At 39.2% G+C, this 23,914-nt stretch carries 24 protein-coding genes; 18 read left to right on the forward strand and 6 right to left on the reverse strand.

Annotated elements, in window-relative coordinates; genetic code table 11:
- Positions 1 to 141: 141 nt before the first annotated feature.
- From ED622_RS12470 to ED622_RS12490, 5 genes are all read left to right on the forward strand, one after another.
- Complete coding sequence (locus ED622_RS12470) at positions 142 to 1,407, forward strand: DEAD/DEAH box helicase (RefSeq protein ID WP_122034495.1); 1,266 nt, start codon at positions 142 to 144, stop codon at positions 1,405 to 1,407.
- A gap of 135 nt (positions 1,408 to 1,542) precedes the next feature.
- Complete coding sequence (locus ED622_RS12475) at positions 1,543 to 1,704, forward strand: hypothetical protein (protein WP_122034496.1); 162 nt, start codon at positions 1,543 to 1,545, stop codon at positions 1,702 to 1,704.
- Positions 1,705 to 1,768: 64 nt separating this feature from the next.
- The gene (locus tag ED622_RS12480) at positions 1,769 to 2,221 is read left to right on the forward strand and encodes a YccF domain-containing protein (protein ID WP_122034498.1); all 453 of its coding nucleotides are present in this window, start codon (positions 1,769 to 1,771) and stop codon (positions 2,219 to 2,221) included.
- Positions 2,222 to 2,469: 248 nt separating this feature from the next.
- Entirely contained in the window at positions 2,470 to 2,712 is a 243-nt protein-coding gene (locus ED622_RS12485) for a hypothetical protein (protein WP_122034500.1), read from the forward strand.
- A gap of 149 nt (positions 2,713 to 2,861) precedes the next feature.
- Positions 2,862 to 3,197 carry a DUF4156 domain-containing protein gene (locus tag ED622_RS12490; RefSeq protein WP_122034501.1) on the forward strand — a complete coding sequence of 112 codons (336 nt, stop codon included), beginning with the start codon at positions 2,862 to 2,864 and terminating at the stop codon, positions 3,195 to 3,197.
- Positions 3,198 to 3,244: 47 nt separating this feature from the next.
- Here the strand turns inward: ED622_RS12490 and nqrM are convergent, their stop codons facing one another.
- The 3 genes from nqrM to ED622_RS12505 are packed head-to-tail and all read right to left on the reverse strand — an operon-like array spanning position 3,245 to position 4,163.
- Positions 3,245 to 3,442, reverse strand: coding sequence for a (Na+)-NQR maturation NqrM (gene nqrM, locus ED622_RS12495; RefSeq protein ID WP_122034503.1), 198 nt, complete (start codon positions 3,440 to 3,442; stop codon positions 3,245 to 3,247).
- Positions 3,439 to 3,879, reverse strand: coding sequence for a NifB/NifX family molybdenum-iron cluster-binding protein (locus ED622_RS12500; protein WP_122034505.1), 441 nt, complete (start codon positions 3,877 to 3,879; stop codon positions 3,439 to 3,441). The genes nqrM and ED622_RS12500 overlap by 4 nt, the downstream gene beginning before the upstream one ends.
- Positions 3,879 to 4,163: a DUF134 domain-containing protein gene (locus ED622_RS12505; RefSeq protein WP_122034507.1), complete on the reverse strand. Its 285-nt coding sequence runs from the start codon at positions 4,161 to 4,163 to the stop codon at positions 3,879 to 3,881. The genes ED622_RS12500 and ED622_RS12505 overlap by 1 nt, the downstream gene beginning before the upstream one ends.
- Before the next feature lie 222 nt (positions 4,164 to 4,385).
- Here ED622_RS12505 and ED622_RS12510 point away from each other — a divergent pair, with 222 nt between their 5' ends.
- Both ED622_RS12510 and ED622_RS12515 read left to right on the forward strand, forming a co-directional pair.
- Entirely contained in the window at positions 4,386 to 4,730 is a 345-nt protein-coding gene (locus ED622_RS12510) for a hypothetical protein (protein ID WP_122034509.1), read from the forward strand.
- Between the two features lie 8 nt (positions 4,731 to 4,738).
- Positions 4,739 to 5,014 carry a nitrogen fixation protein NifW gene (locus ED622_RS12515; protein ID WP_122034511.1) on the forward strand — a complete coding sequence of 92 codons (276 nt, stop codon included), beginning with the start codon at positions 4,739 to 4,741 and terminating at the stop codon, positions 5,012 to 5,014.
- An 80-nt stretch (positions 5,015 to 5,094) separates the two neighbouring features.
- On the opposite strand, the gene ED622_RS12520 is transcribed toward ED622_RS12515, so the two are convergent.
- Positions 5,095 to 6,666 carry an arylsulfatase gene (locus ED622_RS12520; RefSeq protein ID WP_122034512.1) on the reverse strand — a complete coding sequence of 524 codons (1,572 nt, stop codon included), beginning with the start codon at positions 6,664 to 6,666 and terminating at the stop codon, positions 5,095 to 5,097.
- A 414-nt stretch (positions 6,667 to 7,080) separates the two neighbouring features.
- Between ED622_RS12520 and ED622_RS12525 the strand changes: the two genes are divergently transcribed.
- From ED622_RS12525 to ED622_RS12565, 9 genes are all read left to right on the forward strand, one after another.
- Complete coding sequence (locus tag ED622_RS12525; RefSeq protein WP_122034514.1) at positions 7,081 to 8,628, forward strand: arylsulfatase; 1,548 nt, start codon at positions 7,081 to 7,083, stop codon at positions 8,626 to 8,628.
- 162 nt (positions 8,629 to 8,790) lie between these two features.
- A complete protein-coding gene (locus ED622_RS12530) occupies positions 8,791 to 11,037 on the forward strand; it encodes a multiheme c-type cytochrome (RefSeq protein ID WP_122034516.1) in 2,247 nt (748 codons plus the stop codon).
- 97 nt (positions 11,038 to 11,134) lie between these two features.
- A complete protein-coding gene (locus ED622_RS12535; protein WP_122034518.1) occupies positions 11,135 to 12,130 on the forward strand; it encodes a MoxR family ATPase in 996 nt (331 codons plus the stop codon).
- A gap of 8 nt (positions 12,131 to 12,138) precedes the next feature.
- The gene (locus tag ED622_RS12540) at positions 12,139 to 13,077 is read left to right on the forward strand and encodes a DUF58 domain-containing protein (protein ID WP_122034520.1); all 939 of its coding nucleotides are present in this window, start codon (positions 12,139 to 12,141) and stop codon (positions 13,075 to 13,077) included.
- Positions 13,074 to 13,598 (forward strand): DUF4381 domain-containing protein, encoded by a 525-nt coding sequence (locus tag ED622_RS12545; RefSeq protein ID WP_122034521.1) that lies wholly within the window; start codon positions 13,074 to 13,076, stop codon positions 13,596 to 13,598. The genes ED622_RS12540 and ED622_RS12545 overlap by 4 nt, the downstream gene beginning before the upstream one ends.
- Positions 13,588 to 14,658 carry a VWA domain-containing protein gene (locus tag ED622_RS12550; protein ID WP_122034523.1) on the forward strand — a complete coding sequence of 357 codons (1,071 nt, stop codon included), beginning with the start codon at positions 13,588 to 13,590 and terminating at the stop codon, positions 14,656 to 14,658. Before ED622_RS12545 ends, ED622_RS12550 begins: the two co-directional genes overlap by 11 nt.
- Positions 14,651 to 16,366, forward strand: a complete 1,716-nt coding sequence (locus ED622_RS12555) for a VWA domain-containing protein (RefSeq protein ID WP_122034524.1) — start codon at positions 14,651 to 14,653, stop codon at positions 16,364 to 16,366. Before ED622_RS12550 ends, ED622_RS12555 begins: the two co-directional genes overlap by 8 nt.
- Positions 16,366 to 17,715 carry a BatD family protein gene (locus tag ED622_RS12560; RefSeq protein ID WP_122034526.1) on the forward strand — a complete coding sequence of 450 codons (1,350 nt, stop codon included), beginning with the start codon at positions 16,366 to 16,368 and terminating at the stop codon, positions 17,713 to 17,715. Before ED622_RS12555 ends, ED622_RS12560 begins: the two co-directional genes overlap by 1 nt.
- Positions 17,716 to 17,779: 64 nt before the next feature.
- The gene (locus ED622_RS12565) at positions 17,780 to 18,688 is read left to right on the forward strand and encodes a LysR family transcriptional regulator (protein ID WP_162922550.1); all 909 of its coding nucleotides are present in this window, start codon (positions 17,780 to 17,782) and stop codon (positions 18,686 to 18,688) included.
- 88 nt (positions 18,689 to 18,776) lie between these two features.
- Here ED622_RS12565 and ED622_RS12570 read toward each other — a convergent pair whose 3' ends face one another.
- Both ED622_RS12570 and ED622_RS12575 read right to left on the reverse strand, forming a co-directional pair.
- Positions 18,777 to 20,429, reverse strand: a complete 1,653-nt coding sequence (locus ED622_RS12570; protein WP_122036097.1) for an alkaline phosphatase family protein — start codon at positions 20,427 to 20,429, stop codon at positions 18,777 to 18,779.
- Positions 20,430 to 20,523: 94 nt separating this feature from the next.
- Positions 20,524 to 21,309: an SUMF1/EgtB/PvdO family nonheme iron enzyme gene (locus ED622_RS12575; RefSeq protein WP_174213451.1), complete on the reverse strand. Its 786-nt coding sequence runs from the start codon at positions 21,307 to 21,309 to the stop codon at positions 20,524 to 20,526.
- Between the two features lie 215 nt (positions 21,310 to 21,524).
- Here ED622_RS12575 and ED622_RS12580 point away from each other — a divergent pair, with 215 nt between their 5' ends.
- Positions 21,525 to 22,841 (forward strand): anaerobic sulfatase maturase, encoded by a 1,317-nt coding sequence (locus tag ED622_RS12580; protein WP_122034531.1) that lies wholly within the window; start codon positions 21,525 to 21,527, stop codon positions 22,839 to 22,841.
- A gap of 15 nt (positions 22,842 to 22,856) precedes the next feature.
- Positions 22,857 to 23,846 carry a HEAT repeat domain-containing protein gene (locus ED622_RS12585; RefSeq protein ID WP_122034533.1) on the forward strand — a complete coding sequence of 330 codons (990 nt, stop codon included), beginning with the start codon at positions 22,857 to 22,859 and terminating at the stop codon, positions 23,844 to 23,846.
- The last annotated feature ends 68 nt before the right edge of the window (positions 23,847 to 23,914 follow it).

The following is a 23,914-nucleotide window of genomic DNA, read 5'->3' on the forward strand; positions in this document are numbered from 1 at the left end:
CGTTTTAAATGGGGCGTTGTTGTATTCAGAGCACTATTTATTATCAATAGAGAGTGCCGTAGGGCTGATTTAATTCACTTTAAAAAGCAAAAATAGGATAAAATAGTCGACTATTATTTTAGCTTTGAGCCATTTATATTCATGACCACTACTACAGCACCAGCCAATTTTTCAGAACTTGGTCTTATTTCTCCGTTGTTAGCACGATTAACAGAGTTGGAATATCAACAACCAACGCCTATTCAAGCACAAGCTATCCCAAGTGTATTAGCTGGCCGTGATCTAATTGCTGGGGCGAATACTGGTTCTGGTAAAACAGCCACTTTTGCATTACCTATGTTGCAGCAAATTTTTGAGCAACAATCAGGCAAACCACAGAGCAATAAAGGTAACTATGTTACGGGTTTAGTGTTGGTTCCTACTCGTGAATTGGCACAGCAAGTTGCTGATAGTATTAAATCATATTCTGCGCATTTCAATGGTGCGATTAAAACGGTCTCAGTATTTGGTGGTGTATCCGTCAATAAACAAATGTTGACTCTACGTGGCGGTGCAGACATTTTAGTGGCAACACCAGGTCGATTATTAGATTTGATCTCAAGTAACGCGATTAAGCTTGATAAAGTAAAAACCTTAGTGCTTGATGAAGCAGATAGAATGCTAAGCCTTGGATTTACTGATGAGCTTAATGAATTACTTGCGTTAGCACCAAAACAGAAGCAAACATTATTATTCTCAGCAACGTTTCCTGAAGAAGTAGAGGGGTTAACTCAAGCATTACTTAATAACCCTGTAGAACTTCAATTACAAAGTGCAGATGCAAGTACGTTAGTACAGCGCGTATTTACCGTTAATAAAGGTGAAAAAACAGCCGTATTAGCGCATTTGATCCATCAGCAGCAGTGGCGCCAAGCGCTTATTTTCGTTAATGCTAAAAACAGCTGTAATCACTTAGCGGATAAGTTATCTAAACGTGGAATTACCGCTGAAGTATTTCATGGTGATAAAGGTCAGGGCGCTCGTAGTCGAGTGCTTGAAGGCTTCAAAGCGGGTGAGATTGATGTACTCATCGCGACTGATATTGCGGCTCGTGGTTTAGATATTGAAAAACTGCCTGTAGTAATTAACTTTGACTTACCAAGAAGCCCAGCAGATTACATGCACCGTATTGGTCGAAGTGGGCGTGCTGGTGAAGTGGGTCTAGCGTTATCATTAATCGATTTTGAAGATTACCATCACTTTAAAATTATTGAAAAGAAAAACAAGATCCGACTTGAGCGTGAACAAGTAGAGGGTTTTGAAGTAGATGAAGAGATCACAGAAGCTTTATTAGAAGCGATTAAACCAGTAGCAAAACCAGAAGGTACTGGTAAGAAGAATAAAAGAAAATACCCAGATAACTGGTAAAAAACACAGCAAGTTTATTGAATTGATATAATTAAAAACACTCGACAATTAAACTTGTTGAGTGTTTTTCTATGTATTGAGCTTATACAAATTTCAGTAATTATCTAATTAGTTATATTGGTATTAGGAGTTAATATGAGAAAATTTTATACAACCGAAGGGAATACTTCTTCCAAAAAACAAAAAGAAGCTTATCCTGTACTTGCACTGTGTGAAAACTGTGTGGGTCAATACACGGTCATTAGTGAAGGTGAGAGAACCTATGATCGTTGTGTAAAGTGTGGCGCTGATGACTAATTATTGTGATCTTATTTAAGATGTAATCGACTATCAACAATCGTATGTAAGGTAAGGAAATAAAATGAGCGCAATTGGTAATTTAATTTGGTTTCTTTTTGGTGGTGTATTCATGGGTCTAGCTTGGTGCTTTTTTGGCTTATTAGCCTTCATTAGTATCATCGGTATTCCATGGGGAAGAGCGTGTTTTGTTATCGCTGGGTTTTCTTTTTTCCCATTTGGTAAAGAAGCCATTGCTCGTGATGAATTGACGTTAAATGAAGACATTGGTACAGGAAGTCTTGGTTTTATCGGTAATGTGCTGTGGTTTATTTTTGCAGGTTTTTGGTTGGCTCTCGGTCATGTGATGTCTGCTGTAGCTTGTTTTGTAACAATCATTGGAATTCCATTTGCGATTCAACACTTAAAACTGGCCGTAATCTCAATTGCGCCTATTGGTCAGACAATTGTAGATAAAGAAGTAGCGGCGGCGGCTCGTCGTGCGAATGCCGAAGCTGAAGCGAATAAGTGGCGATAAATCGCATATTAAATAGTGTCGATAATGTAACTCTAATTATCGATGCTATTTATTTTGATATAAATCATTAAATATTACTTTAGTCTTTTATAATTAAATTGAAGAAAGGCAGGTTAATATTGTTGAAATTGCGAAAGATAATACAAAACGACGACATTAATTTATAAAACGCAATCATTGGTAATAATAATGTGTGATGATATTGATTCAGTATCATATTATGTATTATTCGTGTAATGAGGTGCGTTATGACAGAAATGGCGATATCCGGTTATCTTGGATGGTTCTTTTTATTATTAATTAGCTATCCTTTTGCTTTGGTTGTTATCAATATTGTATATTATGAACCTGTTCGAAAGAAAGCGACTTTTTGGTTTAATATAATCTGTTTACTATTAGCTGCTTTTCTTTTGGTTATGCACATGAATATAGAAATTATTTATGGAAAAGAATTGCTGGATGCTTGGTATAGTGCTAATCCTGATGAATAATACAACATTGAAATAGTTAATATTAAGGTTACGACTGTCAACTATTATCGGTTAGTTCCTATTAAATTCAGATCGACCTCACTTTCTGCTTGCCAGTGGCTAAATTTTCACTAAAATCGCGCAACATTTATTTGATTAGTGATTAATTAATGAAAACGCTAATAGCTAGTACTATGCTAGCATCGTCAATGATATTAACAGGCTGTGTAACTTTCCCCACTCAAGAATCAGAAAAAGTAGCCGTGATTTGGGATGAAGTAGAAGTCGTTAAAGACTGTCAACGTCTGGGTGTTGTATTTGGGTCAGAAGGCCACTTTTATGATTACTGGTTACACGCTGATAAAGATATGGTTTGGGGCACATTAAACCAAATACGTATTAAAGCAGCGGCTTTAGGGGCGGATACGTTGTATTTATATCAGTCTTTAAACTTCTCAAGTTCAGTAACTATGTTTGGTAACGCTTATTTGTGTAATACAAAATAAAACGTTACCAAAATTGCAGAGTGAAACTAGATAGCTGGTTTCACTTTTTATTTATCTGTAGGTTCTGATATTTGATAGAGTTTATGTTCATCGCAAGTTGTTTCACAATTACATACTTTATCTACACCAACATTGTTTAATCCGCCGCAACTTCCTTGAATTTCTTTACGCCCAAAGATTACCCCTAAAGCCATTAGAAGAATGACTAATACAAAAACACCAAAGGTAATTAAAACGGTATTCATGCTTTAAATCCTAATACAGTCAATTTGTGTTTTAATTGTGATGGTGCACTTAACTTTGAAGCCGTCATACTGTGCTTTTTATTACAACAACCTTGTTTTGTATTTTTACAATGCCGACCTTGAGATGCACGAGTCAATTCAGGAAGTTCAGTAAATGTAGCATTATTTAACGCGATATTACCTTGAGCGTGAAATACTCGAATATTTGATTCAAGTAAGTTAGCAAGCATTTTTTGTCCAATATTACGAACAATAAGAGCATTAATTTGTTGGTTTTTTAATAGCGAGAGTAGTGATTTTTTGCCACCACAACCAGCGCTATTAAGTGCAGGGTTTGGCATTGTTTCTGAATGTGTTTGGTCTGTAAAAAGAAACGATTCAGCTTTAGAAAAGTGTCCTGCAATACGGCCATTTTGATAAGGAATAGCAAATTTCATTATTCAGTCTCCGTTTGGAGCATTAAAGCCTGACCATTAACCAAGCAACTGCTTACTTTAAATCTAGCTTGTTTAACGATGTTACCAAAGGTTTGTCTAGATACCATCATCTGATCGGCAGCGTCTTGTTGACTTAATCCTTCAAAATCAGCCAATCGTAATGCCTCTAATTCTTCAGCAAGTAGTTGTACTTGCGGTAGTTCTGTTGTTGGTACGCCATTAGGTTTAAAGCAACTGTATGGTGCTCTACTACAAATACGACGACACTTTTTAGGTCTAGCCATAATGCTCTCCATTAAATACAAGCAAAGCATAAGCCTATTATTAGCATATGCCAATAACTATTTTTGGCATATGCTAATAATTAGTGTCAGGAAGATTAAAAACTAATCATGAAGAGTATTTTCTTTATTTAGATCAAGTGGTTTTTATTGTGACTAACGACAAGGTGATATTTATTCGATATTATGCGCCTTTATTAGAATAATGAATTGGCAATAAATCTTATGAAAATTTCTGTTGATGGTGGTTCTTTTCAAGTTTCTGTTGAAACTGAATATGCAGGGTTGGTAGTTGAAGCAACAAAGATTTTTCACTCAACTCGTGAGCAAGCTGGATCAAACGACAAAGCAATTTTACGTTTTCTACAAATCATCATTGAGCATCGTGAAGACAATGATGCAATTGGTTATGCATCAATGGGATTATTAGGTTGGTATAACGAAGTAATTTATGCTGTTGAAGATAAAGACATTACGTTAAATCTACCTAAGATCTTACCGCATTTATTAAATCCTACTGGCGATCTTACTGCAACCAGTGCGACTGAAATGAATACGTTTAAGCATTAGGATTTACGATGAGCCAAGCTGAAATTCAAAAAATCATTGCTAGCTTTACTTCAGTAGAGCAGCTTCTTGAGCATTTTGATATTGGCTTTGACAGTAAGTTTATTGATGAATATCGAGAGCCATTAATGAAACGATGTAATGGCTACTTACTGCTTTCTAAACCTGATGATTGGTTTTCGGCTCGTCGCGCTATTAAAAATGCATATTGTAAGATCCAAAGAGGGCGATTAGATCCCCATACTCGTTCAGCGTGCAGTGGTTGTACTACGTGTATTAGGCGGTAGCTCTAACAAACAGTATGAATAGAAAAAGCCCTCAATGATCAACATTGAGGGCTTTTGGTTTATTAGCTTTAAAAAATAAATTACTTCACGTTTAAGCTATTCATTTGTTGTTGTAGTTTATCCAATTGCTGCATTTTTGCTTTCATTTGAAGAGATTGAGAGCTTATAGCAGCTGGATTCATTAATTGGCCAGACTGCATTGGATAGTCAGGTAGAGTGTTAAAGAACTCACCTAATACATCTTGCATCGGTACGAATAGCCACATGTTATCTGCCATCCAGCGTAGGTACATACCCGATTCGTGTGGTGCTTTTTCAAATGGGTCTGCACGTAGATGAATGATTTGAGGCCAGTTTGGCTCTAGGCGAACCGCGTTAGAAATATTACCTTCCATTACTGCAAAGTTTAATTTCCAATCCTGCCAGCGAACTGCGTTTAACTCACCATTTGCTGTGAAGTAAAGCAGGGATTCACGAGGTCCTTTATCTGTTTTGCCTTCAAATAATGGTTTGAAGTCATAACCATCAATATGAACCTTGAACTCTTTGCCATTGGCTTTGTAGCCTTTAGCCAGCTTTTCTTTCACATTAGGAACACCAGCCGCATCAAGTAAGGTTGGAAGCCAATCTTGGTGTGCCATCATTTCATTGATCTTAGTTCCTGGTTTGATTGTGCCAGGCCAGCGTACAAGTTGTGGAACACGCATACCGCCTTCCCATGTTGTGCCTTTTTCACCATAGAATGGAGTTGCACCGCCATCAGGCCATGTTGCTGTTTCTGCACCGTTATCAGTTGAGTAGATAACGATGGTGTTATCTGCTACACCTAGGTCGTCTAGTTTATCCAGTAAAATACCGACGTGATCATCGTGCTCAAGCATGCCATCAGCATATATACTGATGCCTGATGCACCTTGGTATTTCTCTTGCAGACGAGTCCAAACGTGCATACGGGTGGTGTTATGCCAGATAAAGAAAGGCTTATCCGCTTTAACTGCTTTTTCCATAAACGCTAATGAAGAATCTAAGAACTCCTCATCGGCATGCTCCATACGTTTGCGCGTCATTGGGCCTGTATCTTCGATCTTACCATCGGCATACGACTTAATCACACCACGAGGGCCGTAGTTTTTACGGAATTCAGGATCTTTAGGGTAGTAATACGTTTCTGGCTCTTCTTCAGCATTTAAATGATAAAGATTTCCGAAAAACTCATCAAAACCATGAGCGGTTGGCAGGTGTTTATCTTGATCGCCTAGGTGGTTTTTACCAAATTGAGCGGTCATGTAACCTTGTTCTTTTAAAAGATCAGCAATAGTAGGAGCCCAATCAGGAATACCGTGGTCAGAACCCGGCATACCAATGGTTAAGAGGCCTGTACGGAAAGGTTCTTGACCTGTAATGAAGGCAGCACGACCAGCAGTACACGATTGTTGGCCATAGTGATCAGTAAAAAGGGCACCTTCATTAGCGATACGGTCAATGTTTGGGGTTTGATAGCCCATCATGCCTTGGTTATAGGCGCTAATGTTCCAGTAACCCACATCATCACCAAAAATAGCGAGTATGTTTGGTTGAGATGCGGCCATCACTGTACCAGAAGTGGCAAGTAGACCAACGCCAACAGCAATTTTACTTAAATTATGTCCCATGAAGAACTCCAATTAGTTGCGATTAATTGGCTGTACTCTAAGTGAGAAATAATATTTCGTCGCTTTATAGCGGTTATAACCAATGGTTATATTTTTATTTAAGGTGTTGATTGTAATGTTGTTTTTTGATTGTCTGTCCCGTCTTGATTTAAGAAGGAATGAGATCTTTCTCAAATAATTTTAAACGGTTGTTTTTTATTATTTTATTTATGAATTTTTAAAGTGAGTTTTAATGAGAGTTACCTTGGAAAAAACTCTATTTTTCTTGAAAAATGATTCCTACAAAGGTTATTAGTTCATAAGTTGAAGCTAGACATCAAAAATAATTTTTTTTATTGGATAAATTCGCAAGAGACTTATTTCTATACTATATATTTACTCGATGCTGCTTTTTTAAGGGAAACAGGAGTTTATATGGAAATGAAAAAGGGAACACAACGTCGATTGAGTATTCTTGGAGCCGTATTAATGGGTGCTTCTGGGTATACTCTTGCTGCTGAAAAGCCAAATATTTTGGTTATTTGGGGGGATGATATCGGCCAATCAAATATCAGTGCTTATACCTTCGGTTTAATGGGGTATAAAACACCGAATATCGATAGTATCGCCAAAGAAGGGATGATGTTTACTGATTACTATGGTGAGCAATCATGTACTGCAGGACGTTCTACTTTCATTACTGGGCAAAGTGTCTTACGCACAGGCTTGAGTAAAGTTGGTTTGCCTGGTGCAGATATTGGTTTGCAAGCAGAAGATGCCACTATTGCTGAAGTGCTAAAACCAATGGGTTATATGACTGGCCAATTTGGTAAAAACCACCTTGGTGATAAAGATGAATTTTTACCGACAGCGCATGGTTTTGACGAATTTTTTGGCAACCTTTACCATCTCAACGCTGAGGAAGAACCTGAGAATATTGACTATCCTAAAGATCCTGAATTCCGTAAGAAATTTGGACCTCGTGGAGTTATTAAATCGTATGCTGATGGCAAGATTGAAGATACGGGCCCTCTAACGCGTAAGCGTATGGAAACCGTTGATGATGAAACCATGGCTGCTGCGATTGATTTCATGGGACGAGCAGTTAAAGCGGAGAAACCATTTTTTGTATGGTGGAACGCAACACGAATGCATTTTAGAACTCACGTAAAACCAGAACTTCAAGGTTCAACCGGTATCAGTAATTATGCTGATGGAATGGTTGAGCATGATAATCACGTAGGTGAAATTTTAAAAGCCGTTGATAATCTAGGCATTAAAGATAATACCATCGTGTTCTATTCTACCGATAATGGTCCACATATGAACTCGTGGCCTGATGCAGGTACCACACCATTCCGTAGTGAGAAGAATACTAACTGGGAAGGGGCATACCGTGTTCCTGCGATGGTTCGTTGGCCGGGTAAAATTGAACCGGGTGTCGTATCAAATGAAATCATGCACCACATGGATTGGCTACCAACGTTTGCCGCCGCTGCGGGTGATGACAAGATTAAAGATGAGTTGAAAAAAGGCACAAAACTTGGCAACAAGAGTTTCAAAAACCATCTTGATGGCTACAACTTTTTACCTTACCTAACGGGTAAAGAGGATAAGGGCCGTCGTGAAGAGATCTTCTACTTTACTGATGATGGTGATTTAGCTGCACTTCGTTATAACAAGTGGAAAGCGGTATTTATGGAGCAACGTGTTAACGGTACGCTTCAAATTTGGGCTGAACCGTTTGTAACATTACGTGTACCTAAGTTGTTTAACTTACGTATGGACCCATACGAAGTGGCTGATGTAACGTCAAATACGTATTACGATTGGTTATTAGATCATGCGTATATGTTCGTTCCAGCACAAGCGTATGTAGGAAAATATTTAGCGACCTTTGAAGAATTTCCTCCTCGTCAAAAAGCAGCAAGTTTCGGCCTTGACCAGGTAATGGAAAAACTGCAACAACCTCACAATAAATAGTGAAAATAAGATAATACTAGGGCTCTTCGGAGCCCTTTTTTATTTCTGATAGTATTCACATATTCATGAATACTAATGGAAAAACCAGTAAATATACTCTATATCTACTGTATTGTTATCTTTAGAATTAGAGATAAAAAATGTATAAATACAAGGATGTATATGAGCAGTAAAAAAATCGTTTATGGTTTTTTCGTTTTATGGGTGAGCATTGTTAGTTTTTCATCAAATGTGTTTTCTGCTGATTTTGTTGGCAGTGATGCATGTATTGATTGTCATAAAGAAGAAACTGAGGCTTGGAAAGGGTCTGATCATGAAATGGCAATGAAACACGCAGATAAAGACAGCGTGTTTGGTGATTTTAATGACGCGACTTTTGAGTTTAAAGGAAAACCAAATAGCTTTTTTAAGAAAGGTGATGAATATTGGGTCAATATCGAAGGGCCTGATGGGAAGTTCAACGATTATCAAATTAGTTATACCTTTGGTTTTGAGCCATTACAGCAATACATGGTGGAATTTGAAGACGGGCGTATTCAATTAATACCATTCGCTTGGGATTCGCGTAGTGAGGAAGAGGGTGGTCAACGTTGGTATCACCTTTATCCTGAGATGGAAAAAACGGATGAGTTCTATTGGACTAATACTGGGCAGAACTGGAACTTCATGTGTGCTGATTGTCACTCAACGGATGTAAAGAAGAATTACGACGCGAAGACTGATACCTATAACACCAGCTGGTTTGAAATTAATGTTGGTTGTGAAGCCTGTCATGGCCCAGCAAGTGAGCATATTGCTTGGAGTAAGAACCAAACAGAAAATAAAAATCCACACTATGGATTTGATCGTGATTTGAGTAAGTCAGTTAAAGAGTGGGTGTTTAAAGAAGGCCATACAACGCTTCAACCAAAAGAGATTGCACAAACCGACCAAGTCGCGGTATGTGCGCAATGCCATAGCCGTCGAGTTCAAATTAATGAAGACCAAGCACATGTAGAAGGTTCTTTATTAGACAGTTATTTACCGAGTTTAATTACTTCTGGTTTATACCATAACGATGGTCAGATTTACGATGAAGATTATGTATATGGTTCTTTCATGCAGTCGAAAATGGCGGAAAAGGGTGTCACTTGTAGCAATTGCCATAACCCGCACTCAACCAAGTTAGATATTCCAGAGCAAGCCGTGTGTAGCCAATGTCATATTGCCTCAGAATATACACCAGAAAAACACACCTTCCATGAAGCCAATACCGAAGCATCGCAGTGTACGACATGTCACATGCCAGAAACGACTTACATGGGCGTAGATGCAAGACGTGATCATAGTTGGCAGATCCCAAGGCCGGATTTAAGTAAAAACATCGGCACACCTAACGTGTGTACTCAATGCCATGAAGAGAAAGACGATGTATGGGCAGATAAAAAAGTCGGTGAATGGTTCCCTGATTCAGCTTATCGAAATCAACAACACTTTGCGGTGGCATTTTATGCCTCAGACATTAATTATCGCGGTGCTGGGGATGCCCTTTCATATACCGCGCAAGATGCGAAGCAATCTGGGATTATTCGTGGGTCTGCATTGCAACGTTTAAGCGCGTTTCCAAGTAAGAATACCTTAGTGGCATTGGGACGGGCGGTAAAACATGATGACGAATTAATTCGCTTAGGCGCAATTCAAGGGTCAGCAGGGTATACATCTCATGATCGTTGGCAAATATTATCGCCGTTATTAACAGATAGTGTGTTGGGTATTCGTGCCGAAGCCGCTGGTGCATTAGCGGCGTACTGGCCAGAGTGGAATCCATTACAACACGAGCAGTTATCTCCTGCATTAAATGAATACATTAATATTCAACTTTTTAATGCAGATAGAGGTTTTGGACGTACTAATTTGGGTAATGTTTATCGCTCACAAGGTCAACTTGAAAAGGCAGAAGAAGCCTATTTAGGAGCGATTGATGTAGAGCCGTATTTTGTTAATAGCTATGTAAATCTTGCGGATTTATATCGAGCCCAAGGCAATGAAATGAAAGGCCTTCTGCTGATGCAACAAGGGATCAAAGCACAACCTAAATCTGGTGCACTACGTTACAGCGCAGGATTAGCACTATTGCGTTTAGGTAAGAAAACAGAAGCCGCTAATTACTTTAAACAAGCAACTGAAATTGAAGCACAAAATTCACAATATTGGTATGTGTACGGCTTATCACTTGAAGGTATTAACCTTAATCAAGGTGCGAATGCATTGGCAAAAGCTTTTAGTTTAAGCGGTAATCCTCAGTATTTATTTGCACAGTGTGATCAACTGTTAAAAGCTAAATCACCACAAGCGCAATCCTGTATTACGCAACTTGAACAATATGCCCCTAAAAATGTGATCAATGAACTTAAAAAACGGCTTTATTAATGAGCACTATAACCAATAGTTATGATGGACTTAACTAGAATAGTAAAAGCTAAATTTTAGTATCTATTGGTCTAACTCGTGAACGTAAGGAGAAAACATGAATCAAACTCAGAAGGCTATTACATCGCTTATCTCTCAAGTAGAGAAATCGGTGATTGGTCAATCCCATGTCGTGCGTTCACTGGTTATTGGGTTATTAACTCAAGGGCATGTTTTATTAGAGGGATTGCCAGGCACCGCAAAAACGCGTTCGGTTAAATCGTTGGCTGATAATTTACATACCTCGTTTGGGCGTATTCAATTTACGCCAGATCTATTGCCATCTGATGTGACGGGTACAGAAGTATACCAAGAGCAAAATGGTAAACCGCAATTGCATTTTCAACCGGGCCCTATCTTTAACAGTATTGTTTTAGCCGATGAAATCAACCGAGCGCCAGCCAAAGTACAAGCGGCGCTATTAGAAGCCATGGCGGAGGGCACGATAACTGTTGGTGATCAAACTCATACCTTACCTGAATTATTCATGGTGCTTGCGACACAGAACCCAGTAGAGCAAGAAGGGACATATCCATTACCTGAAGCGCAAATGGACCGATTCATCATGAAGGTGTCGGTTGATTATCCTGATGATGAGGCTGAGTTAGATATTATTCGTCTTGTTCGTGGAGAAGAGTCACCACAAAAACACACACAAGAAGATAATCTTGAAATAGAAACGGCTATCCAACTTGATCCTTCTGTAGTGATGCAAGCGCGTTCTGAATTATCTCAAATCGAAGTGTCTGAGATCAGTGAGCGTTACATCGTTGCTTTGGTTATGGCGACACGTAAACCTGAGCGTTATTCTGAATCAAACTTGTCTCGTTGGATAGAAATTGGTTCGAGTCCTCGAGCATCCATTTCATTAGATAAGTGCGCTCGTGCGTATGCATGGTTACAAGGTCGAGATTACGTAGAGCCGGATGATATTCGAGCAATGGCACATTCAGTGTTGGGGCACCGTATAACGTTGAGTTATGACGCTTTAGCCGATGGCGTGACGCAAGAGCAAGTCATCAATGAATTGTTGGATCATGTTGTTATTGGGTAGGGCTTTTTATGAACGAAAAAAGCACCGATACACGTATTCATTGTGAATACAGCCAATTAGTAAAACTGCAATCTCAAGCGAGATCGTTCAGTTTATTACCGAATTTAAAATCAGGCACCGCGTTGTCTGGTCGCCATTCGTCTATTTTTCGTGGGCGAGGTTTAAATTTTGAGGAGTTAAGACATTATCAACTCGGTGATGATATTCGTAATCTTGATTGGAAGGTAACGATGCGAACTGGCAAGCCTCATGTTAGATCGTACACGGAAGAGAAAGACCGCAATTTTATTATCTGTGTTGATCAACGCAGCAGTATGTATTTTTCATCAGTAGAGACAATGAAATCGGTTGTGGCTGCTGAATTGGCAGCACTCACTGCGTGGCGTATTTTACAAGACAGTGATCGTGTTGGTTTTGTCATCAGCTCAAGCGAGAAAATGCACTGGTTAACGCCAAAACGATCTCAAGGTGATTTACTCCATCGGCTGCAATTGTTATCTAGTATTAATAAGTCTTTAGACGTCGAAAGTAAAGACGTTGATGGTGTTGGTTTTTCACAGTTTGTGACACTATTAGGTCGATTAAAGCTTAAAGAAGCAACCATTATTATCCTAAGTGATTGGCATGGCGTTACCTCTGATGAGATAACTCATTTAAAACACCTTCAAAAACACAATGATGTATTAGGGGTATTAATCTCTGATCCTTTCGAGTCCAATTTTCCATCACAAAGCAGCTCATGGGTGGTGGGTGATGGCGCATTTCAAATTAACCTTAATGACGCAAAGAAATTTGATCTAGCTAATAAAGGGTTGAGTGTTCATCAAGATTTAAAGAAAGAGCAACTAATTCAGCTGATGGCAGCAAAAGGCCTTCCTCTTATTGAAGCGGATACGTCAGGGCATCATATCGAGCAGCTGAAACGCGCAATAGGAGGCAGACGATGAGCATTCATGAGCCGCCAAGCAGTTATATGCTGAGAAAAATGAGTGAGGTGACCGTTCCCGATCATGTGAGCTGGTTTCCGCAAACGATAGGTTGGAAAATTGTCGCCATCATTCTTTTGGTTTTTTCGGTTTACTGCATTGTGGCATGGATTAAAAAGTGGTGGGCAAATCGCTATCGTCGTGAAGCAAGCAGTTTATTAAATTTGATATCGAGTTCTGTGAATAATCCATCGTTAAGTTATGAAATATTTGAAGTGATGAAAGCAGTACTTACGCATATTAGCGCAAAGAATGCGACACTCTTTAAAGACGATTTTCTTATCGCATTGGATAGTTATTCACTCGATGGTACAGGTAATTTTAATAATGAACTTGGACAACAGTGGATGCGTTCATTAGTGCAACAGCAATATGCATTATCAGAGCAGCAACTCACTGATTTAACTGTGTTATGTCAACAATGGTTATCTAACCATGTAATGCCTACATTGAATCAAAATGGAGGTGAAGATGCAGTTTAATCAGTTGGAATTAGCGAACCCATATTGGTTATGGATGCTGCCATTACCGATCATTATTTATTGGTTAATCCCAGCTTACCGTACACGCCAATCCGCCATTAAAGTACCTTTCTTTGATGTGTTAGTAAAAGCGTTAGATGAGTCTCCATCAGAAGGAGCAAGTCAGTTACAAGCAAGTTATTGGCAAAAAGCATTTTTGATTATTTCATGGTGTTTATTAATTTTCGCACTGACCAAACCGACTATTTTAGGTGAACCTCAAACTCGTGAAAGCTTAGGGCGAGATGTGATGGTCGTGGTGGACTTATCTGGTTCGATGGCAGAGCAAGACTTTGTGTCTAAAGGTTCTTCAGACAAAGGTTCTATTCAAAAGATTTCTCGTTTAGAAGCAACAAAAGAAGTCTTGGCCGATTTTGTTAAAACTCGAAAAGGGGATCGTTTAGGGTTAATTCTTTTTGGTGATGCTGCGTTTGTACAAACTCCATTTACTGCGGATCAAAAAGTGTGGTTAGAGCTATTGAATCAAACTGACGTGGCAATGGCAGGGCAAAGTACCCACTTGGGTGATGCTATTGGACTTGCGATTAAAGTCTTTGAGCAAAGTTCAAAAGAAGAGACAAGCAGTAAGACTGATACCAAAGACAATAAAACAAAACCACGAGAGAAAGTCGCCATCGTTTTAACGGATGGTAATGATACTGGCAGTTATGTTGAACCGATTGATGCAGCCAAGGTTGCGGCAGCTAAAAATGTGCGTATTCATATGATTGCAATGGGTGATCCAAGAACTGTTGGGGAACAAGCATTAGATATGGATGTGATTAATCGAGTCGCCGAAGCCTCTGGCGGGAAAGCGTTTCAAGCCATTAATCGTGATGAATTAGAGCAAGCTTATGAAGCCATTGGTGAATTAGAGCCTCAACTATATGAAAGCACGACTTATCGACCAAAGCAGTCAATTCATCAATACCCAATGATGTTGATCGTCATGATGTATTTATTCGCTTTTGGCTTTGCGACAATTAAGCGTCATGTTAAATCGGGAGAAAAGCATGTTTGATTCCCTGATGTGGCAGCAAATTGCTGAACAATTTCATTTTATTCGACCGTTATGGTTATTGATCCTAATCCCGTTTGGTATTGTGATTTATTTACGTTGGAAACAAGATGCAAAAAATGAATGGCAAGAACAACTACCAAAACATTTACGTAATGCATTAACCATTAATGATGCGGGATGGAAAAAACAGCTGCCATTAAAGTTGCTAGGTGTTTCTATGTTTGTCGCTATTATCGTGTGTGCAGGTCCAACTTGGCAGCGTGAAGCGTCTCCATTTGGTGAAGATAAAGCAGCGTTACTTATTGTTCTGGATAACAGTGAATCGATGTTGCAAAAAGATCTTGCGCCAAACCGATTAGAGCGTTCTAAGCAAAAAATACGAGACCTAATCAAGCAACGACAAGGTGGTAAAACAGGGTTAGTCGTCTTTTCTGGCTCAGCACATTTAGCCATGCCATTAACCAAAGATGATTCGGTATTCGCGCCATTTTTAGCTGCAATTCAACCCGATATTATGCCTGTAGAAGGTAAAAGCGCAGAAACAGCCTTACCACTTATTGACCCTCAATTGGGGGCTGAAAGTGTGGGAACAGTACTGTTAATTACTGACGGTGTTAACCCTACAACGACGGAGGCATTTAAGAGTTACTTTGAGAAAAGTCGACATCAATTATTAGTATTGGCGGCAGGAAATGGTGACAGAGCCAGTGATAACCCGATGGACCTTTCATCGCTTAAGTCATTAGCCAGTAAAAGTAATGGCAGCGTCGTTGAAGTGACGATTGACGACAGTGATATTAAGACGCTAAACAGTAAAATAGAACGTCATATGCAGCTAAATAATGAATCGGCAATGCCGTGGAAAGACATGGGGTATTTTCTTTTATTTCCTGTCTCTCTTTTGATGTTGTCATGGTTTAGAAAAGGCTGGTTAGTAAAATGGTGTTTGGTGGCATTGATTGTTTTCCCTAGTTTTTATTCGACTCCAACTTATGCTGAAACGGTCAGTCTAAAAGCCAAAACGAATGAACCAGTAAAAGAAGTGACGGCATGGGATAGAACGACGCAATGGTGGATGGATTTATGGTTAACACCAGATCAACAAGGGCAATGGTATTTTGATAAATTCGAATATTTAACGGCCGCAAAACGTTATCAAGATCCTCTTAAAAAAGGCATCGCTTATTATTATGCCGGCGAATATAAATTGGCTCACAGTGCTTTTCTACAAGTAAAAACCAATCTAGGTATTTTTAATGCGGCGAATTCGTTGGCAAGACAAAGAGAATATCTTGCTGCTCGTGATGTTTATCAGTTATTGCTAGAAAGAGATCTTGAAAGTGAGTTAAAAGAAAAAGTAGAAAACAATTTATCGATCATGCAAGGCATTGTCGATGAAGTGAATCGTATGAGTGAAAGCCAGAAAGGCAGCACAGATGGACCTGAAGAGTCTTTTGAATTAGGGGATGATAAACCTAAAACGGGTGATGGCGCGGATGAGAAAGTAGATTCTGCATTAATGAAAGAAGAGAAACTGAATGCGAATGAAATTTTAGGTAGCCAAGAGCTTGCTGATAAGTGGCTACGCCGTGTAGAGGCCGACCCTAAGTATTTCTTACGTGCGAAATTTCAGCTTCAACTTCGAGCCCAGTCATCTGGTTCTCAATCATCGGTTTCTGGATCAGAAAATAGTGGAGAAGGTAAATAATGTCTCAAAATAACGATAAACGTCGAGTCATACACCTTTGCATTTTTGTCGCCGTTATATTAATGGTGATGAGTTTTGGTTCTAGAGCCAATACGGTTGAAACACTCGATAAATCCGATCAGGTAACAATAAAAACGTGGTTAAGTGATCCGAATAAAACTAAAGAAAACAAGGATAAGAAAGCGCCAACTTATGCCGTAAATCAGCAAATCATTTTATATATAGAAGTCGTTACGCCAAGGTGGTTTACCGGAGGTACTCGAATAGCGCCTATAGAAATTCCGAATGTAGTAGCAAAACAGCGTAACCAATTAGCCACCAATTTTACAGAAAGGCGCAATGGAGCAACTTGGACTCATCAACGTTGGGAGGTGACATTATACCCACAAGTTGAAGGCAATTTTGTTGTCCCACCAACGGCTGTTAAGGTACAAGTTTCACGAGAAAATTCGGGAAACGTTTCTGGTGTTTTATATACAGAACCACAACGGTTTACCGCAATTACGCCATCAGGTTTATTGAATGATGACTCTGAATGGGTATCTGGTCGTGATTTTTCAGTTGAACAAGAGTGGGATAAATCAAATGATGACTTAAAAGCGGGTGATGCGATCACTCGTACCATCACCATCAAGGGCTCAGATACATTAGCTATGTTGATCCCTGAATTGATTAAGCAAACTTCGACAGCGAATTATCAAACGTACTCACAACCTAACCAATTAGATGATTCACAGACTCGTGGCGATTATTTGTCAGAACGAAAAGAGTCGGTTGTTTATGTTCTTCAAAATGGGGGGGAGGTAGCGTTCCCAGCCATTAACTTAACCTGGTGGGATACCGATGCTCAAGAATTAAAAACCATTGCGCTTGATGGCCAATCATTTTCTGTTTCTCATACAGTGAGTTCTTGGTTGCACCAATATTGGCAGTGGTTAGTAATATTGATGAGCACTGCCGTTGTTATCTTATTTAGTGTGATTAAAACCATTCGTTATTATCAAACTCATCCATTACCTGCTTGGCTTATCTATTCGAAAGCCGTAAATAAACAAGAGTGGGGAACAGTAAGAGTACTTCTTTATCGAACGCTGAGAATGAAAAACAAAACCTTGGAGTTAAAATACTGCCATTCAACCAGTGATTGGCAACAAGATTCGTCTACCTTTCAAACAAGAGAGATCACTAAAAAGATATCCTCTCGTTTATGGAAAAGAATATCTTCTCCAACAAATAGATTATCTTCTCTCTTTTCAATGTGGAAGCCAAAAGCGGTATTTCCTCAGTTCAATCAGTTACGAAGAAAATATGTAAAAAACCAAGAGAATCAACACAAAAGAAAAGATTAAAGGTTGTATCGAGCTTTTAGTTATATACAGTGGAAGTAGGGATCAATCAGTAGTGTCAGTAATAATGAAAAGTACAGAGCTTAATTTAATACCTATTTTTGTCGCAATTTATGAAGAAAAAAACCTTTCTAAAGCCGCGGCAAGGATGAATATTAGTCAACCTGCAGTAAGTAAAGCGTTGAAAAGATTACGTGAGATTTATGACGATCCTTTGTTTCATAGAAATACCTCTGGGGTAGAACCGACGGTATTTTCTTCTGATATTTATCCCGCAATGTCAGCAGCATTGAAGAATTTTACATCGACATTATCAGCATCCAGAGAGTTTGACCCTAAAACCTCCAACCGCATATTTTCTATAGCGGTGGTATCAACGGTTAGTTATTCCCTTATTCCTAAATTAGTTAAGCAAATTCGAGCTTGTGCGCCTAATGTTTCGCTAGAAGTGCACCCTCAATTTACTGAAGATTTGGAAGCCGATCTACGATTACAACGTTATGATTTGGTCATTGATATGGCGATAAGAGGTCGAACGTTATTAAAATCAGAAGTTATCTATACTGAAAAATTAAAAGTAGTTTGTAGTCAAAACCATCCTCGGATCGGTGATGAAATATCACTAGAAGAATTCTTAAGTGAAGAACATGTTGCTGCATCGCGCTGGCACAGTCGAAGCAGCTTATTGAATGGGGATGATATAGTAGAGCTTGAGGCTCGAAATATTGTAATAAGAGCAGCTGGCGCATTCGAAATGATGCCAATTATTAGTTCAACAGAAATGATAGGGATGCTTCCACAATCGGCAATTTCTGATTTAGGTGCGTATTACAATTTGAAGTCGTTAGATTTACCTTTTGATCGCCAACAACATGATTTGTGTATTATCTGGCATCCAAGCCGAACGGCAGAAAGTGGACACCGTTGGTTAAGACAACAAATTCAAAAAGTGGCGAATAAAGTAGCCATCCCATAATCTATTTAGTTTGTTTTATAAGTACATAGAATATAAAAAGCAGTGTTGATTTCTCAGCACTGCTTTTTGTTGTTGGTATTATCTTCGGTTAATCTTGCGTTACTTCAGTTAATACCTCACCAGTCGTCCCACTCGGTTGTGTAATACCTAAAACATTCGATAAGGTTGGCGCAATGTCGTAAGGGGTAATTTCACGGCTGATTTTTTCATCATCAATGTTATAACCAGCAAAGATCACCGGAACATGAGTATCATAACGCCAAGGTGAACCATGAGTGGATGCTATGGTTAATCCATCCATGTCATTAATGTAGTTTCTAGGATTGTAAACCACATAAACATCACCAGAACGCATTGGATGATAGTTATTTTTCACCAATTGCATTGTGTGAGTAGTCGGCACTTGGTTTTTCTCAATATCTGAGCTTGTTACCGCGTAAGCAATGCCTTTTACTTTTAGTAACTCTTCGGCGACTGCCTTTTGTACCTTATCTAACGCTATGCCTTTCTTCTTGATTACTTCATGATTTAAATACACATAAGGTTGGGCATATAAACGAATTGCGTCTTCACCTAAGCCAAATTCTGTTTTTAAACGAGTGAGTAATTCTGGAGAGATTAAACTTTTTTGATTGAAGTAGGCGGCTTGATTTGCCCCTAATGCATTAATCGTAGCAGGGGCTTCAGGTACACCGTGATCGGCAGAAAGCACAATCAGTGTATTCTTCAACCCAACTTGCTTATCGACTTTTTTAAGTAAGTTGGCAATGGTTTTATCTAATCGAATTAAGTTGTCTTCTGTTTCTAAACTTGATGGACCATACATATGAACCACATAGTCATTTGATGAGAAACTAACCGCAAGGTAATCGGTGAATTTTCCTTTGCCTAAATTTTCTTCTTTAAGGAGTGTTTCAGCAAAGTTCCCAGTGATTTCATCTCCAGCAGGGCTAAGTGTTAGCATTGTACTGTAGTATTTATAGCTTGCAGGACCATAAGGGTGAGGGAAGGTACGTTTAAATCCTGCAAGGTCAACTTTGTAATCGGGATTGCCTTCTTTTAAAGTATATTTATTTTCAGGCAGTGATAATGCCCATTTTTTTCCTGAGTATTGGTTAGGTACTTTTTGTTGGTTCCATGCGGTTACCCATGCAGGGTACTCATCATAATAGTAATTACTGGTCACAAATTCTGATTGTGCTTTAGAGAACCAAAACGTTTTCCCTGAATGACCACCTAACGAAATAGCGCCACGGTCTTTTACTGATACCGAGAATATTTTTGATTCACCATTGCTTGCTATCGCGAGTTCGTCGCTAAAGGTGGTGGATAAAATAGGCTCAGGTGAGCGACCATCTTGGGTTGCGACCTTTTGAGTTGGGTCGATCTCGGTTGATTTATTTACACCAGCACCTGAGGTAAGCATGCTGTAATTGCCATCTTCAACGTTATATACCAAGCGCTCTTCATTTCTGTCATACCACACATTACCAACCATGCCATGAACACTTGGTGGAGCTCCTGTAGCAAGGGAGACATGTCCAACAATGGTCTCGGTATTTCCGTGTTGGTAATGGGCATTGGTATAATAAGTACCATCTTCCATTAAGTAGCGAAAGCCATCCTCGCCAAAGTTCGCTTGGTAACGCTCTAGTAAATCACCACGAAGGCCATCAACAGTGATTTGTAACACTAATTTTGGGTTATGATCATTTGCCAGAACGGTTCCTGGTACCATCATTACCCCAGCGAGTGCGAGACAATGTAATGCGTTGTTCTTCATGTTTTTATTCCTTGCCAAAAGAGTAATAGTTATTAGTAATCTTAATTATTGATTACTTTGCATCTCTTACTAAGCGCAAACCCATATCAGCCATGATAATGGATTGGCTTGCGAAATCTCGACGGTAGTTTTCTGATTCATTTGCCTTATAAGAAAAACTGCTGCCTCGTACTGACTTGTGCGCTAAGCCACTTGCTTCGTCTCGTGCATTGTTTGGATTATCGGTTGGTGAGAAACGGTAAAAAGTATCATCATAAGCATCACTAACAAACTCTCCAACATTGCCTGTCATATCATATAAGCCTAGTTCATTAGGTTGCTTCATTCCAACGGGATGAGCTTGATTATTGGCGTTATTGGCAAACCATGCGACGTCATCAATGTTATTCGAGCCACTGTAAGTGTAGTTTTGGCTTAGTTTTCCTCCACGAGCGGCATATTCCCACTCTGCTTCTGTTGGAAGACGGTACGTTTCACCTGTCAGTTCATTGAGTTTTTCAATAAAGTAATTGGCTTGCTGCCAGCTTAAGTTATTTACCGGAATGTTCGGAGATTGGAAATAACTGAGAGATGATCCCATTACCGATTCAAATAATTCCTGAGTGACTTCAAATTTTGAAATATAGAAATCATCAACTGAAACAAGATGAGCTGGCTTTTCAGCTTTCTTCGCATATGGAGAGTCTGAACCCATTTGATATTTACCGCCCTCAACATGGACCATGGTTTCTTCTATTTTTTGAGTTACAGGGTGTGGTGGTGCAGTTGCACATCCTGCTAGCACTGAACTAAGAAATAAGGAGGTAAATAATGTTTTAAAATTGGTTAAAAAAGAGATTCTAAACATGACATTCTCAACAGTAATGATTGAGTATTTATCATACAGTGAAAGCACTTTCCAAAATGGAATAACGTGTATAACTAATACCGATGTTCTTTTTGCTTATTATGGAGTTAGAACTTGCTTAACAACTGGCTATAAAGGGTGGCTAATATGTTTGTTAGGTAAGTTCTTTTTCTCAAATCAAAGACTCATTATTAATAGGAATCAATATGATCATTACTCAAGGTCCTCAGTTTCAGGGTAAGGCTTCAAAACGATTACACGTCATGGCAAAACCCATTGGTGCTGTGTGTAATATTGATTGCACATATTGTTATTATTTGAGTAAAGAGGACTTACTTGAATACAAAAAAGATTGCTCCCCACAAATGGATGACGAGACCCTAGAAATCTATATTCGCCAATATATTGAAGGCCAAAATACGCCTGAAATTATCTTCTCTTGGCAAGGTGGAGAGCCAACATTACTAGGTTTAGATTACTTTAAGAAAATTGTAGAGTTTCAGAAGAAATATCAGCCAGAAGGGATCGTAATTTCTAATGATTTACAAACTAACGGTACTTTACTAACCGATAAATGGTGTGAGTTTCTTGTTGAAAATAACTTTTTAGTTGGTTTAAGTATTGATGGCCCTGAGTTATTACATAATGCCTATCGCACTAACAAAGCAGGCAGAGGGACTTTTAACCAAGTAATGAAGGCGGTGGATTTACTGCATAAGCATCAGGTGAAATTTGCGACCTTAACGTGTGTAAATAACTTAACGAGCCGAAATCCATTAGAAGTGTATCGATTCTTACGTGATGTGGTGAAATCGCCACAAATGCAGTTTATTCCGATTGTTGAACAAAAAACCTTTAGAACGGTAGCGCCACAAACAGAGCAACTGGCAGCGCAATTGCGTCAAGGTGATAAACGCCTTATTCCGGGAAACAAAGAATCAATAATGGAACCTTGGTGTGTTTCAGATGAAGCCTGGGGTAACTTTTTAATCGCCGTTTTTGATGAATGGGCACAAAATGATCTAGGTAAAGTATTCGTCCAATATTTTGAAGCCAGTGTCGAAACCTGGATGGGGCGTAAGAACCCATTGTGCACCTTGGGCGAAATTTGCGGCAAAGGCCTAGCAATGGAGTATAACGGCGATGTATTTGCATGTGACCATTACGTCTACCCAGAATACAAGATTGGCAATATCCATACTCAAGAATTAGATGAGCTGGCGTTCAGTCGTAAACAGCAAGAGTTCGGCTTTGCTAAAGCGAAAACATTAACTACCCAATGCCAGCAATGTGATTATAAATTTGCCTGTCATGGTGAGTGCCCTAAAAATCGATTTATTAAAACACGTGACGGTGAGCCGGGGTTAAATTACCTATGCGCTGGTTGGAAGAAGTTTTTTGCTCATGCGGATAAATCAATTGCGTATATTTTAAGAATGCTAGGCAATCCAGTTCAACATGGAAAGTTTAGTGATGCGGCTCGACAGCAAGCGCAATCTTCTGCGTTTCCAACTAAGTTTTAATGGAGGGGGGGGAGAATGAAACCATTACTGAAAAAATGCGCCGTACTAGGGCTTGCTAGTCTATTTGCCATTGCAACACCAGTATATGCGACAGATTCATTACAGAGCATGACACCAGAGCAACAATTGGCTTATACGGCACAAAATAAAAATGAGAGTAAAGAGAAACGCGCAGAGGCGTTGCGTCAATTGGCCCGTTATCCTAATCAAAACAGTTTAGTTGCCGTAGCAAGAGGATTAAAAGATCCTGCCCCCATGATTCGTGAGGCGGCAGTAATAGGTTCAGATTTATACCAATTTAAACATCGCTGGCAGATAGTATCGCCGTTATTAACTGATTCTGAGTTGAGCGTTCGTATGGCAGCAACGGCAAACTTACTTCGTGAATACAACCAGATGTCGGCATCTCAGCAAGCTCAAATTGAAGCGCCATATCAGGAAATGACGGCATATTTAACAAAGCAACAGGACTCTGGGTCTCAATTACTATTAGCCGATGTGTATCGTTGGCATGGTGAGTGGAGTGATGCCGATATTATTTATCAAGAGTTGGTGAAAATAGCCCCTGATAACTCGCAAATATGGTTAAATTTATCGGATAATTATCGAGCACAGAACCAAGATGATCAGGCACTATTAATATTAGATAAAGCGATTGTTCAATTACCAAAAGAGGCGAGTCTATATTATTCAAAAGCGTTAACTCAGGTACGTTTAAGTCAGAAAACCCAAGCAGCACAATCAATACAGGCTGCTGCTGATTTAGCCGAAAATAATAGCTATTATTGGTATTTAAATGGCGTTTTGCATGAAGATATTGACTTAAAAACCGCGACAGAATCGTTTGAGCAGGCGTATTTGATCTCGGGTTCACCGGAACAACTTTATGCGGTATGTGATATTTACGTGCGCTATGGAAATGATAAGGCGGAGGCGTGTTTAGAAGAGCTTGCCAAAGTTGCTCCTGATTATGTAATTGCTCAACTAAAAGAAAAACAAAAATAATTAGGAATGTTAATAATAAAAAAGCCCGAGGTATATAGTACCTCGGGCTTTTTTTTATGCTTTTATGA

The sequence above is a fragment of the Aliivibrio sp. EL58 genome (assembly GCF_900312675.1).
Lineage (GTDB): Bacteria > Pseudomonadota > Gammaproteobacteria > Enterobacterales > Vibrionaceae > Aliivibrio.